The following is a 248-nucleotide window of genomic DNA, read 5'->3' as shown; positions in this document are numbered from 1 at the left end:
CCGTAAAGAAGCGCAGCCCCGTCTGCGGCAGTCCGTACAGCGCCGCATAGGACTGGCTCATCAACTCGCAGGCCCGCTTGGTCGCGGCATAGAGCGACACCGGCGCATCGACCGGATCGTCCTCGCGGAACCCCTGCCCGCCCATCGGCCGGTCGCCATAGACGCTGCTCGACGACGCATAGACCAGATGCTCGACGGCTGGCGCATGCCGGCACGCCTCCATCACCGACAGATGCCCGGCCAGGTTC

Annotated in this window: 1 protein-coding gene; it reads right to left on the bottom strand. The window is 67.7% G+C overall.

Annotated features, from left to right (window positions below; genetic code table 11):
* Nucleotides 1-248: NAD-dependent epimerase/dehydratase family protein (locus AC0IYH_RS33160; RefSeq protein WP_471838642.1), on the bottom strand; the 248-nt coding region annotated here is incomplete at both ends.

It is taken from the genome of Pseudomonas sp. AC463, from assembly GCF_979253585.1.
Note: the sequence above shows the minus strand (reverse complement) of the source record. Positions and strands in the feature narration are given on the sequence as shown.